At 60.4% G+C, this 12,923-nt stretch carries 15 protein-coding genes; 14 read left to right on the top strand and 1 reads right to left on the bottom strand.

The features are described from left to right. Positions 1-67 precede the first annotated feature (67 nt). The 8 genes from rpsP (at position 68) to EWV35_RS03795 (ending at position 5,144) form a co-directional block, all read left to right on the top strand. Complete coding sequence (gene rpsP / locus EWV35_RS03760; protein WP_129658355.1) at positions 68-505, top strand: 30S ribosomal protein S16; 438 nt, start codon at positions 68-70, stop codon at positions 503-505. 2 nt (positions 506-507) lie between these two features. Next, positions 508-750 (top strand): RNA-binding protein, encoded by a 243-nt coding sequence (locus EWV35_RS03765; protein WP_129359803.1) that lies wholly within the window; start codon positions 508-510, stop codon positions 748-750. A gap of 124 nt (positions 751-874) precedes the next feature. Further along, entirely contained in the window at positions 875-1,453 is a 579-nt protein-coding gene (gene rimM / locus EWV35_RS03770; RefSeq protein ID WP_129658357.1) for a ribosome maturation factor RimM, read from the top strand. Next, positions 1,450-2,274 carry a tRNA (guanosine(37)-N1)-methyltransferase TrmD gene (gene trmD, locus EWV35_RS03775; protein WP_129658359.1) on the top strand — a complete coding sequence of 275 codons (825 nt, stop codon included), beginning with the start codon at positions 1,450-1,452 and terminating at the stop codon, positions 2,272-2,274. Before rimM ends, trmD begins: the two co-directional genes overlap by 4 nt. 239 nt (positions 2,275-2,513) lie before the next feature. Then, positions 2,514-2,864, top strand: a complete 351-nt coding sequence (gene rplS / locus EWV35_RS03780) for a 50S ribosomal protein L19 (protein WP_129359800.1) — start codon at positions 2,514-2,516, stop codon at positions 2,862-2,864. A gap of 5 nt (positions 2,865-2,869) precedes the next feature. Next, positions 2,870-3,535 (top strand): signal peptidase I, encoded by a 666-nt coding sequence (gene lepB, locus EWV35_RS03785; protein ID WP_394342430.1) that lies wholly within the window; start codon positions 2,870-2,872, stop codon positions 3,533-3,535. 59 nt (positions 3,536-3,594) lie between these two features. Next, a complete protein-coding gene (lepB, locus tag EWV35_RS03790) occupies positions 3,595-4,383 on the top strand; it encodes a signal peptidase I (protein ID WP_129658361.1) in 789 nt (262 codons plus the stop codon). Next, entirely contained in the window at positions 4,380-5,144 is a 765-nt protein-coding gene (locus EWV35_RS03795; RefSeq protein ID WP_238654129.1) for a ribonuclease HII, read from the top strand. Before lepB (EWV35_RS03790) ends, EWV35_RS03795 begins: the two co-directional genes overlap by 4 nt. A 222-nt stretch (positions 5,145-5,366) precedes the next feature. On the opposite strand, the gene EWV35_RS03800 is transcribed toward EWV35_RS03795, so the two are convergent. Further along, positions 5,367-6,113 carry an SDR family oxidoreductase gene (locus EWV35_RS03800; RefSeq protein ID WP_129658363.1) on the bottom strand — a complete coding sequence of 249 codons (747 nt, stop codon included), beginning with the start codon at positions 6,111-6,113 and terminating at the stop codon, positions 5,367-5,369. Between the two features lie 975 nt (positions 6,114-7,088). Here EWV35_RS03800 and EWV35_RS03805 point away from each other — a divergent pair. From EWV35_RS03805 to EWV35_RS03830, 6 genes are all read left to right on the top strand, one after another. Beyond that, complete coding sequence (locus EWV35_RS03805) at positions 7,089-7,460, top strand: YraN family protein (RefSeq protein ID WP_129658365.1); 372 nt, start codon at positions 7,089-7,091, stop codon at positions 7,458-7,460. After that, the gene (locus EWV35_RS03810) at positions 7,460-8,995 is read left to right on the top strand and encodes a YifB family Mg chelatase-like AAA ATPase (protein WP_129658367.1); all 1,536 of its coding nucleotides are present in this window, start codon (positions 7,460-7,462) and stop codon (positions 8,993-8,995) included. Before EWV35_RS03805 ends, EWV35_RS03810 begins: the two co-directional genes overlap by 1 nt. A gap of 162 nt (positions 8,996-9,157) precedes the next feature. Next, entirely contained in the window at positions 9,158-10,327 is a 1,170-nt protein-coding gene (locus tag EWV35_RS03815) for a DNA-processing protein DprA (RefSeq protein ID WP_165168319.1), read from the top strand. Between the two features lie 104 nt (positions 10,328-10,431). Next, a complete protein-coding gene (locus tag EWV35_RS03820; protein ID WP_165168321.1) occupies positions 10,432-11,280 on the top strand; it encodes a uroporphyrinogen-III synthase in 849 nt (282 codons plus the stop codon). Continuing rightward, positions 11,277-12,227, top strand: a complete 951-nt coding sequence (locus tag EWV35_RS03825) for a tyrosine recombinase XerC (protein WP_238654131.1) — start codon at positions 11,277-11,279, stop codon at positions 12,225-12,227. The genes EWV35_RS03820 and EWV35_RS03825 overlap by 4 nt, the downstream gene beginning before the upstream one ends. Before the next feature lie 178 nt (positions 12,228-12,405). Then, positions 12,406-12,912 carry a DUF3145 family protein gene (locus tag EWV35_RS03830; RefSeq protein ID WP_129658373.1) on the top strand — a complete coding sequence of 169 codons (507 nt, stop codon included), beginning with the start codon at positions 12,406-12,408 and terminating at the stop codon, positions 12,910-12,912. Positions 12,913-12,923 lie beyond the last annotated feature (11 nt).

Here is a 12,923-nt window from a genome sequence, read left to right on the forward strand (position 1 = left end):
ACCCCGCCCCACGGGTAGCTGACGTACCAGGAACCGACCTTGTATAGATACAGGAGAGTCCACACAAGTGGCTGTAAAGATTCGTCTGAAGCGTCTGGGTAAGATCCGCGATCCCCGCTACCGTATTGTCGTTGCCGATTCCCGCACCAAGCGAGATGGCCGCGCAATCGAGGAGATCGGCATCTACCAGCCGACCGAGAACCCTTCACTGGTTGAGCTCAATTCCGAGCGTGCTCAGTACTGGCTGTCCGTCGGCGCTCAGCCGACCGAACAGGTTCTGGCACTGCTCAAATTGACCGGTGACTGGGCCAAGTTCAAGGGCGAGGGCAACGCTGAATCGACCGTCAAGCCGGTCGAGGCCAAGCCCGAGTTCCAGGTCCCGGAGAAGGATTCCGTGGTCATTCCCGAGGCCATCACTCCCAAGAGTGAAGAGAAGGCCGAGGCTTCTGAGTCTTCCGCGAAAAAGGCCGATGAGGCCGAGACCGGCGAAGAGTCTGCTGAGTAATTATGCTTTCCGAAGCTCTGGAGCACCTCGTGCAGGGGATCGTTGATCATCCCGAAGACGTCGAAGTTCGTTCGCGTTCGGGCCGACGGGGTCAAACCCTCGAGGTCCGGGTCAATCCGGAAGATCTCGGACGCGTCATCGGACGTGGTGGCCGAACCGCCAAGTCTGTTCGTACCGTGATCGGTGCCCTGGCTGACGGTGAGCAGGTTAGGGTCGACGTGATCGATACCGATCGGCGTCGATAGCATGCTTTGCGGCATTTCGCCGCGCTAACAGGCCCGTTTCCGCCCCTGTGGTGGAAGCGGGCCTGTTATATTTCCGGTGTACGGCATGGGCCGTTCGCTGCTCATCAGGAAGGAGAAAGACGCGGTGCAGGTTCAGGTCGCAAGAATCGGTAAGCCTCACGGGATCAAAGGGGAAGTCACGGTGCAGCTGTACACGGACGATCCTTCGACACGCCTGGTCAAAGGGTCCGCAATCGAGATCGAGCCGTCGACCGCTTTGGCTCCGAGTGGGCGCCTGACGATCAACTCCGTCCGATGGAACAAGAGCGTCATGATTCTCGGATTCGACGAGGTCAGGTCCCGGAACGATGCGGAAACCCTGCGCAACCACAAACTCATGATGGACAGCGAGGAAGCCGAAGATACGGCGGGGTATTACGAACACGAGCTCAAGGGCCTGGATGTTTATTCCGTACCCTCGCCGGAGGTCACCGAGCTGACCAACCGCATCGGCCAGGTTTCCGCTTTGACGACGGGACCCACACAGGATTTGCTGGTCGTCGAGCTCGACGACGGCAGCGAGGCGCTCATTCCGTTCGTCGAAGAAATCGTGCCGGAAGTGGATCTCGAGGACGGCTTCGTCGTGGTGTGCCCTCCTCCCGGTCTCCTTGAGCTGAACCTCGCCGATGAGGGCCCCGACGAGGCCGAAGGCGAATCCGAATGAATCCTCGTTACGATGTTCTGTCGATATTCCCCGAGTACCTGCAACCTCTGGAGCTGTCCCTTATCGGCAAGGCTCGTCGTTCCGGTCTGTTGCACCTGTCTGTCCGCGACCTCCGGGAGTTCACGACGGATCGGCACCGCACGGTGGACGACACCCCTTATGGTGGTGGTGCCGGCATGGTCATGAAGGCCGAACCATGGGCGCGGGCGTTCGAAGCCGTGCTGGAGGCGTCGACTCTGTTTCCAGATGCTTCCGACGATGCCGTCTCGGGCGACGGCACGGATCCGCGCCCGTTGCTGGTGGTCCCTTCTCCTGCCGGATCGGTCTTTACGCAGCGCATGGCCGAAGACTTTGCGAGAGAAGAGCACGTAGTCTTCGCGTGCGGTCGATACGAAGGTATCGATGAGCGCGTTCTCGAGTGGGCAGGTGAGAGATTTCGAGTCATGCCCGTGAGCCTCGGGGACTATGTTCTCAACGGGGGAGAGGTCGCGGTCATGGCCATGATCGAGGCCACGGCGCGTTTGCTTCCGGGTGTGATCGGCAATCCCGAATCCCTGGTCGAAGAGTCCCACGCTGCCGGTCTTTTGGAATATCCGGTCTACACCAAGCCGGCCGTGTGGCGTGACCGGGAGGTCCCAGAGGTTCTTCTGTCCGGAAATCACGCGGCCATTGCTCGAGCGCGACGGGACTGGCAACTGGAACGGACCCTACGGCGGCGCCCGGACCTGATCGAATCCTTGCCTGCCACCGGGTGGGACCGGGAAGACCGCGCGGTTCTCGAGGCCTTGGCGGTCGAACGTGACGAGAGCGATACGGAATAACCGCGGCCACGGACTGTGTCTGTGGAACTCGCCTCTGGACTGTGGCAAAATATAAAATTGCGCCGTCTCCGGGCACGCCCCTGCCGCAGGGGGAAGAGCGACCTGACGGAAGACGGCACCAGGACACCAATCATGTCTTGGCTGGTACATCACTTCGGAAGCATTTTCGGTCAACCCCGGAAGCCTCCGTCGTATCAATCAGTCGGTGGCCTGCGGCATCGATTGAGGAGAATATCGTCATGCAGACTCTGGATTTCATTGACCAGAAGAACCTCCGCACGGACATCCCGGACTTCGGCCCGGGTGACACCGTGGACGTTCACGTGAACATCATCGAGGGCAATCGCTCCCGTGTCCAGGTCTTCCGCGGTTACGTGGTTGGCCGACAGGGTGCGGGCGTTCGCGAGACCTTCACCGTTCGCAAGGTCTCCTTCGGTGTAGGCGTGGAGCGCACGTTCCCGGTTCATTCCCCGATCTTCGACAAGATCGAGGTTCAGAGCCGCGGTGACGTTCGTCGCGCCAAGCTCTACTACATGCGTGACCGCCACGGCAAGGCCGCGCGTATCCGCGAGAAGCGCGACAACGCATAAGGTTCTTGACGAACTCGTCGCAGGCCGTTGCTACGGCCGCAGACTCGAAGCGCCGGCTCCCCTGGGGGAGCCGGCGCTTGGTCGTGGTGGCCCTGGTCATAGCCGTCCTGATAACGGTCCTCGTCCGAGGCTTGCTTCTCGAGGTCTTCTACATTCCGTCCGCTTCCATGGAGCCGAACCTCCAGGAACATGATCGTGTCGCAGTATGGCGCCCAGGCAGCGATCATCCGCATCGCGGCGACATCGTTGTCTTTGATGGAACCGGATCTCTTGCTCCTTACGAATCCGGCGACAATAAGCTAACGCAGACTATTGGCGAAATCGGCTCTTGGCTGGGTGTCGGAACTCGTCAAGGCGTGTACGTCAAGAGAGTGATCGGTGTACCGGGTGATCACGTGCACTGTTGCGCTGCCGACGGCCGAATCACCGTCAACGGGCAGGCCAAGGATGAGCCTTACATTATGCAGGGCGACGCACCATCCGAGACGAGATTCGACGTCGTCGTGCCTGATGGCAGGATGTGGGTCATGGGCGACAACCGCTCGGATTCCAACGATTCCAGGTCTTTGATTGCCGCCCCGGGTGGCGGTCTGATCAAGACTGACAAGATCATTGGGCGGCCCGTGGCGGTGATCTGGCCCTTGAACCGGATATCCCAAATTGATCGCTGAGCCCCAGGGCGGTCAGTAGACTAAACCCAGACCATAGCAAGTGAGAGAAGGACACCTCTATGACACCTGGCCAGCATTCCGCATCCGGTGAGCCCGCGGATGGATCCGCGGACTCGGTGCAACCTTCCTCCCCTGCAGCACGGGACAGGAAGGGAAAAGAAGAGCCCCAGGGCCTGTGGCCCAAGATCAAGGAAGTTCTGCTGGTCATCGTCTATGCGCTGATCATCGCTTTCATCGTCAAAACGTTCCTGATTCGCGGTTTCTACATCCCTTCGGGGTCCATGGAAAACACGTTGGAGCTCAATGACAGAATTTTCGTCAACGTCGCGGGAAACTACTTCAATGACCCCAAACGCGGCGACATCGTGGTCTTCAAGGACACGCAGCACTGGATCCCGGAGAACCAGAACCCTGCGAGCACCAATCCTGTGCGCGAAGCGCTGTCCTTCGTTGGGGTGCTTCCGGACTCGTCACAGAATTACCTCATCAAGCGAGTCATCGGGCAAGGCGGTGACCATGTCAGCTGCTGCTCTTCCGACGGCAAGGTCGAGGTCAACGGAAAGCCCATTGACGAGTCATCGTATCTCTATCCGGGAGCACAACCCTCGGATTTCCCGTTCGATGTAACGGTACCGGAGGGTGAGTACTTCGTCATGGGTGATCACCGTAATGCCTCGGCCGACTCTCGTTACCACATCCAAGAGGGCAATGAATTCGTGAAGAAGAAGGACATCGAGGGACGAGCATTCACGATCGCGTGGCCCGTGAGCCGTTGGACGTGGCTGTCCACCCCGGACGATGTCTTCAAGGACATCCCCAGTTCCGAGGCGAGCCACGGTGGCCAGTGACGGCCGCGAACAAGACGACCGCTGACGCTGAGGGCGCCGACCTCAGCGTTGAACGACGTCTGTTCGGTCAAGGGCACCTCGGCGTCATCGGGATGGACGAGGTCGGGCGCGGGTCACTGGCCGGCCCCGTGACCGTTGGTGCCTCGTGGGTCCCTGCCGATGCGGTGCTCGAAGTCCCGGGCCTGACGGACAGCAAGGCGCTCAGCGCCCCGCGGCGTGAAGCGATGCTCCCTGCTATCAGGTCGTGGATCCATGTTGAGACCGGGTCGTCTTCACCCGAGGAAGTCGACGCGCTCGGTATGACGCAGGCGTTGCGGCTCGCGGGTTTGCGCGCAATGAACAACTTGGCCCTCGCTGTTGGCGATGACCGTATGAATTCTTCGGCCGTACTGCTGGACGGTAAACACGATTGGTTGACTCGTGTGGCGGATCTGCTGTCACTGACGGAGCCGGATCCCGTGAGTGAGCGCATGGACGGCGCCGTCGTGAAGGAATTGCCAGTGACAATGCAGGTCAAGGGTGATTACCGGTGTGCGAGCATTGCCGCGGCGAGTGTGGTCGCCAAGGTCGAGCGTGATTCGGTGATGCAGTCGCTGGCGCTGAAGTATCCCGCCTACGGTTGGGAGGAGAACAAAGGTTATGGTTCTTCGTCTCATCGTGCGGCCCTGGGCACACATGGTCCGTGTGCGCTGCATCGTCTCTCGTGGTCTTTGGGCGTGACGCCGGAGCAATTGCGGGCGGCCTGGGGCAGCCGGGGTTGATGAGAGAGATTCCCAGACCTCGGTCAGCACGTGTGGAGCCCATCGAGATGGGCGGTAAGCTGTCGGAGCCATCCTAGTGCAGACCCCTCTCGCGGAAAGCTGGGACAACCGTGTGGGTCGTTTCCCATGATCGGTTTAGCAGCGGCATCGGGTGCTATAGGCCGGCGCGGCGTTGTCATCAATGAGGCCTGAATCGGCACGTGTTGAATAGCTCGGAAAAGACTAATCTTTCTGCTGGGCGAGCCACTCGTCGAACGTTTGTTGGCCGCGACGCGTTTCGGCAGGTGGCAACAACGTGCCATCGCGCATGCCGCGGCCCCAGGCCCCAGGTAGCGGAACTTGAATCACGCGTCGGGCCTGGCCGGTTGCCTTGAGATATTGCCGCACGAGCTCGGCCATATTCTCTTCACGCGGACCGGCGAGGTCCGGAGCGAGCCCGCATGGATCGCCCAGGGCGATTTTGACGAGCTCGGTCGCGACTTCGTCGGCCGCTATCGGCTGTGACCGCATCGTGGGGATGAGGTGAAGGGGGCCGACTTTGCTGTGCCCGACGAGTTGTTTCGCGAATTCGTGAAATTGTGTCGTGCGCAGCAACGACCACCCTCTGGCCTCGGCCAGCAGCAACTCTTCCTGAGCGGCTTTGCCCGCGTAGTAGTTGGCGTTGACCTGGGCAGCACCGATGATTGAGATCCCTACGTGGTGTGGCACCCCGGCCGCGCGTTCAGCTTCGATCAGATTGCGCGTCGCGTTCGTGAAATAGTTGATTGATGCCTTGGTGCTAATTTTGCTGGTCGCTGACACGTCGATTACGGCCGAAGCTCCGAGCAGTTTGTCCGCGAGCCCGTGACCTGTCATGAGGTCCACGCCAGAGCTTCGGCTCACGGGCTCCGGGTCGTGTCCCATAGTCAGGACCTCATCCATAACACGGTTGCCCAGCGTGCCGGTTGCCCCTGCTACAACGATTTTCATCGCGTTGCCCCCTCGGTAGTGGAGAATTTCGGCTAGGTTGCGACCGCTCAACAAAAACGTCGCCCACGCCTATCATGACCCCAAGATAACCAGATTGTTATATTGAGTCTCAGTTTTTTCGCCACCGGCGCGCTCGACGAACAGTATGAACCGTGGGCAAGGCGCCCAGATGATTGCGGCTTTGACCCGTGTGGGTAGCGAGGCCGGCATCATGTCAGGCCACCATCGGGATCTCGGTCACCATGGAGGTCTACCGGGCCACGGTATCTTGCCGGCCGAGGGTCGAATCGTCGAGTTTCTGCATGCTCGGCTCGCGTCGATTGGGTCATCGATGACAAAGTCGGCGACTACAGCCCGGACTATGGCCTCAACGGTCTTTGATCGGGCTATCACGGTTAAACGGTTATGGGGCTGTATTGGTCGTTGAATTCCTGAAAGAACCTTCGATCGCCCTCAGGAAGGGCAAGTGTTCGGGTCACGCGCCGGGAAATTCCTTTTGAGCCGTTGCGTACGATCGTAGGGGACTGTTGATGGTTTGGTGGATTCCGGATGAGCCGGGGCGTAACTTCCGCACCTCGGCGAGGCGGGCTGGGAACTCAACCGACCCACGCTTGTTGAACTCGTCGGGTGACGTCTTTCTCCAAAGAACCGCGATGCGTTTCTTGAACAACTGGACCAGTTCGAATAGTGGGTCGGTGATGGTCGGGGACGTTGTCTGACCAACTTTTGCGAGGCGGAACAAACTGTCTGTCCTGTGCGAACGATTCGGCTGAACTAGTCACCGTTGATGATGCTGATGTTTCTCGAGCGCAAATGATCGAGTCGCGATTGGTGTCTCGTGGCGATCGTGTTGGATCGTCCACCGGAGTCTGACTGCCATGAATGTGTGTGACTTGTCCACAGTTGTGTGATTCTGCCCCGAGTTGAGGATCCGCCGAGGTCTTGATGTCGCATCCTTTCTGTGGGGGGTATGACATGGACGAACGGGCGAATATCGGTCGGTGGGGCGAGGACCTGGCTGCGGCCGTCTTGGAAATTCGTGGTTGGAGAATTGTGGACAGGAACTGGCGTCCTGATCCGCGTGAGACTTCTGTCCGGGGCGAATTGGACATTGTGGCGTCGGATCGTGGGTGTTTGGTGATCTGTGAGGTTAAAACGCGTTCGTCGCTGGAATTCGGCCATCCTCTCGAGGCCATTGGTCCGGTTAAGATCAAAAGGCTCTGCCTGTTGGGACGTTTGTGGGCTCGCGAAACGGGGATCTCTCCGGGTGGTCTTCGTGTCGATGCTGTTTCCGTGGTGGGTGGCCCGCGGTGTTTCACTTTGGAGCACAGGGAAGGGGTGATCTGATGGGGTTTGCGCGTACCTTTTCGGTGGCTCTGTTAGGGCTGAGTGGGCACATGATTGAGGTTGAGGCCGATATCGGTCAGACTTTGCCGGCATTTGTCTTGTTGGGCCTTCCCGATACCGCGCTTATGGAGTCCAGGGAACGTATCCGTTCTGCTGCCAAGAACTCCGGTCTGCCTTTGGTCCCTCGAAAAATCACGGTGAGTCTGACGCCTGCGACCTTGCCGAAGACCGGGTCTGCATTTGATCTGGCCATCGTGATGGCAACAGTCCAAGCCTCGGGGTACGCTCGTCCGACGGAGGAATACGTGTTCTTGGCCGAGCTGGGATTGGACGGTTCTCTGCGTCCCGTGCCCGGGGTTTTTCCCGCGGTCAACGCCGCGGTAGCGGCGGGGTATCCACGTGTGGTGGTCGCATCGGAGAATCGTGCGGAAGCGGAGCTCGTTCCTGGTGCCCGGGTTCACGGTTTCGAAGCGTTAGCTGACGTTTTGGAATGGTCGGGGGCCGAACCGTCCAAACTTGTGCGACCACCCGCCCGACGGATTCCAAGGGAACCTGCCGTGGAGGACCGCGTGACCCCGGATCTTTCCGATGTGCTCGGCCAGGAGGAGGGCCGTTGGGCCCTGGAGATCGCCGCGGCCGGCGGTCACCACGTGTCCATGGTCGGCCCACCGGGTGCGGGAAAAACCATGCTGGCAGAGCGGTTGCCCGGTATCCTCCCGCGGCTGGACGCCGAGGCCTCGCAAGAAGTCACTGCCGTGCACTCGATTGGTTCGCGGAAGTCGCGCGTGAATCACCTGATCGTGGATCCTCCGTGGGAGGCTCCTCACCACACTGCCACGGCGGCGGCGATCGTGGGCGGTGGCACCGGGATTCCTCAGCCTGGCGCGATTTCTCGTGCTCACCACGGAGTACTCTTCCTCGACGAAGCTCCTGAATTCAGGCGGGGTGTCCTCGATGCACTGAGGCAACCATTGGAATCCGGATGGGTCACGATAGATCGGGCCAGGGCGAGCGCTCATTATCCCGCGAAGTTCCAACTCGTCGTTGCAGCCAATCCGTGTCCCTGCGGCCGATCCAGTGGGATGGCGGATCAGTGCACGTGTTCGTCGCGGGAACGTCGAACGTATCTGTCGAAGATTTCGGGACCTTTTGCGGATCGGATCGACATGCATATCAGGATCCCCAAATTGTCCTCAGCGGATGTCGCTGCCCGTCGGCCGGCCGAGAGGTCTGCGGAGGTCCTTGCTCGGGTTGTCAGGGCTCGACAAGCGGCCCGTGAGCGACTTGAACCGCTCGGGATTTCAACCAACGCGCAACTGCGCGGGAGGCATCTTCGTCATCAGCTCAGACTGTCGCCGAAGGTCTTAGGATCCCTGACTCGTTTGCTGGATCGAGGAGACGTAACCCTTCGCGGATGCGACCGTATCCAGCGTGTCGCGTGGAGTCTCGCCGATCTGGCCGGCGTGGGGTCCCCACGAATCCAGGACATTGATGCGGCAATCGGGCTCCGGATCGGTTCCGGGGTGAAGTTCTAAACGGCGTATTCGAGAGAGGAAAAAAGAACCATGCATGACCGGACACCTGGGTGCCATGCAGAAGGGAATACAGCACGGTCGAAAACACGACATCAGGACAGGCAAACGCGGAACGCGCGAATACAGCTGATGCATATTTTCGAACCGCAAGATTCGGCTGGCATGACACTGATCGAGAGCCTAGGTGCCGATCATGCTTACCAGGTCGTGGCAGAGAAGAGAGGACTGACGGACGAGGAACTCGCCTCGATCGAGGCGAGCTCACCCGAAAGAATGAGCTCCGTCACGGGGAACAATTTTCTCAATGCGAGACGCCGTTGGGCCAGCCGATCTCTGCTCGAAGATCCCGAGATGTTGGAGCGTACCATGAACAGGCACGGCGCGTGGCTGGCAACCCCGGAAGACGATGACTGGCCGGAGGATCTGCGGAATCTCGGTCCTCTGCAGCCCATAGGCCTGTGGGGGCTCGGTGACCGGACCGGGCTGAACCGTCCGGCCGAATCGAACGTCGCGTTCGTGGGCTGCCGCGACTCCACTCCGTACGGCAATTCCATCACGTCGCATCTCGCGGGTGATCTCGCTGCGGAAGGATACGGGATTCTTTCTGGGGCAGCATTCGGGATTGACGCGGCGGCTCACAAAGCCGCGATGACGATGGCCACCAACCGTCCCAGTACCGTGGCTTTTCTGGCCTGCGGAATAGATCGGCCCTATCCGCGGGCGCACGAAGGTCTCTTGCGCGACATAGCTGTGAGTGGCCTCGTGCTGACGGAGGTCAATCCCGGTTGCAGCCCGATGAGACATCGCTTCCTGCAACGCAACCGATTGATAGCGGCCATGTCGGCCCTGGTCCTGGTGGTCGAGGCAAGATGGCGTTCCGGAGCCCTCAATACTGCTCATCATGCCTTGGACTTGGGGCGTACCGTCGCAACCGTTCCGGGCTCAGTTTTCAGTGCCCAATCGGCTGGATGCCACCGGTTGCTGAAAGAGACGCCCGCCTGCATCGCGACCACAACCGAGGATGTCAGGCAATTGTTACCTGCTTCCTCGTCTCCGGCAGGCGGTGGGGGAGCGCCACCGGTTTGTCCTCCTCGCGCTGAGGCGCCGGCTTTCGTCGCCTCCGGTGCGAGCGACACGCATTGCGACCTGACCCAAGTACAACAATTGGTTCGGGATGCGTTGCCCATCGGGAAACCCCTGCGGCCGGAAAGACTATGCGCGGCAGCAGGCCTCGACATTCGGGACGTCATACCTGCCCTGGCACAGTTGGAGAGTAAGGGGATGGCGGAGAACCTGGGAGGGCTGTGGAGATGCGCGCGGGTTCAATTATGAGCGTGCGGTCGGTACAAGGCCACGTCATGGATCCCGTAGCGGGTGGGTACAGTAGTTCAAGCCCCCTGGGTTCAATTCCACCAACTGGCGAGGAGAATGGCGACATGTCCGAAAGCAGCCGCGATCAGCCGGTGCGTATTCACGTCACGGCGCAGCGACGCGCCGACGACATCGAGTCCTCCCTCAGCCGTAAAGGCATTCAGGTCTTTCACTGCCCGTCGATCATCACCACTCCCGTCTTGGAAGACCAGAACCTACCGGGAATTACCCGGAGAATCATCGAGTCCCCGCCCGATCTGGTCATTGTGACCACGGGTGTGGGGTTGAGAGGGTGGCTGGCCGCTGCAGATCAGACCGGCCTCAAAGAGCCTCTCCTGGGCGCCCTGCGTGGGGCACGTTTTTTGGCTCGGGGCGCCAAAGCCAACGGAGCGATCCTCGCCGAGGGGCTGAACGTGGAGTGGGTATCCCAGAAGGAAACGGCGGAGGACGTGGCGAGTTATCTTGAGGGGGAGGACCTCACCGGAACAAAGGCCGTCGTCCAGCACCACGGCATGGGTGCCGACGGTCTCGACGATGTCGTACGCTCCCTGGGAGCCGAGGTCACGCCCGTCGTCACGTACAAGTACACGGAATCCGAAGATTCCGATGCCCTCCGCCGAAGCATCATCGACGCGACCACGGGCGAACGGGTCGGCGTGCTGTTTACCTCAGCAGGGGGAGCCGAGGCGTGGATGCGCCACGTCTCTGTTCAGGAGCGAGAGGCTTTGCGCCGCCTTTCGGCGGACGGCACGACGGGCCTTTTCGCCGTCGGATCGGTCACCGCACAGCCGCTCCTGGATGCGGGTCTGACAGCGATCGTCCCGCAAAGGTTTCGACTTGGAGCGCTCTTGAAGCGTGTCGCCATGTGGGCAGAATCTTTCCCCGAGGCCTCTTTGGGGGAAACAGCGTCGTGAAAAAACGGGAAGCGAGTCCGCGCACACGCGAGCTCGGAGAGGAATTCGCACAAGCTTTGGGCGGATTCGAGAATTACCTCTTGTACGAGAAAGCCCGCAGTCCTGAAACGGTTCGGGCCTATTCATCGGATCTGAAAGACCTGTTCCTGTCGGTTCAACAGGCCGGTGCGGATTCGCTCGGGCAGATCGAGCTCGAGGAGCTTCGCAACTGGCTCGCAGAGGGGTACCAACGTGAGGAAGCTCGAAGCACCATGGCTCGAAAAGCCTCCAGCGTTCGCTCCTTCTTCGCCTGGGCGGAAGGCCGAGGCATCGTCACGAACAACCCGGCGGCCCGTCTCAAATCACCCCAAGGCCGAAGATCCCTTCCCAAGGTCCTCAGCGGGCAGGACATGAAGGAAATCCTGTCCCTTCTCGAAAATGATCTCAAGCAAAGCCCGGGAAACCCTCATGTCCTCCGTACGATCGCCGTGGTCGAATTGCTCTACAGCGCGGGTCTGCGAATTTCGGAACTGTGCGGACTGGGCCTTTCGAGTATCAACGCGGAGCGCAGAACAATCACCGTGGTCGGCAAGGGCGACAAACAACGAACGGTGCCCCTCGGGCTGCCCGCGATGAAAGCGGTCGAGACCTGGTTGGAGTCCGGTCGGACGCAATGGGTCAAGGGTGCTCAAAGCGCTCTGTTCGTAGGCACGAGGGGAACCCGTGCGGGGCAACGCCAGATTCGGGAGGACTTGAACGAGATCCTGGCACGGGCCACGAGTACCGGCGCGTCGGGGGCACACGTCTTCCGACACACCGCGGCGACTCACATGGTCGACGGGGGCGCGGATATACGTGCAGTACAGGAAATGTTGGGCCATTCAACTCTTGCAACAACCCAGATCTACACCCATGTCTCGGTCGACCGGCTCGCCAAGACTTACCGCAGGGCTCACCCCCGGGCGTAAATGAGGCCCACTGGCCGTCATGAACACCGAGCCTGGGAATTCACCGTTCATCTGCGAGGAGGCTTTGTGCTCCGCACCATGATCGGGCACAATGGTGACCGTTGAGGAACGACTCATCAGAGCGAACCACTGACAGATCGTAGGGGAAGACGTATCTGTCGATTACAGGGGAGCTACCGTGAGCACGATTCCGACTCAGGGGGTTTTGCACGTACATGCAGCCCCGAAAGCGTTGTGCCCTCATATTCGTTGGGCGCTAGAATCCGTGGCTGGTCAGTCAACGGATCTTCAATGGTGTGACCAGACCGCTACCGTGGATCAGGTCCGGACGACCCTCGAATGGGAGGGGCCTCAAGGCACCGGCGCTCTGATCGCTTCGGCGCTTCGCCGCCTGAAGAACATCCGCTTCGAAGTCTTCGAAGAAGCCAGCCCCGGAGCCGACGCAGGACGGTGGGCTTACACGCCGGAACTCGGTATCTTCTACGCGATGATTGATTCAACAGGGAACACCGTCATCACCGAAGATCGCGTGCGCTATGCCTACGAGGCCGCTCGCGGAGACGCCACAGCGCTCCTGCGCCAGTTCTCGTTGGCACTCGGTGAAGCATGGGATACCGAACTCGAACCGTTGCGTGCCTGCGCGACCGAGCCTTCGAACGTCAGATACCTCCACCGGGTCGGCTGAGACCCGGTCTC

It is taken from the genome of Rothia uropygialis, assembly GCF_004137765.1.
Classification (GTDB): Bacteria; Actinomycetota; Actinomycetes; order Actinomycetales; family Micrococcaceae; genus Rothia.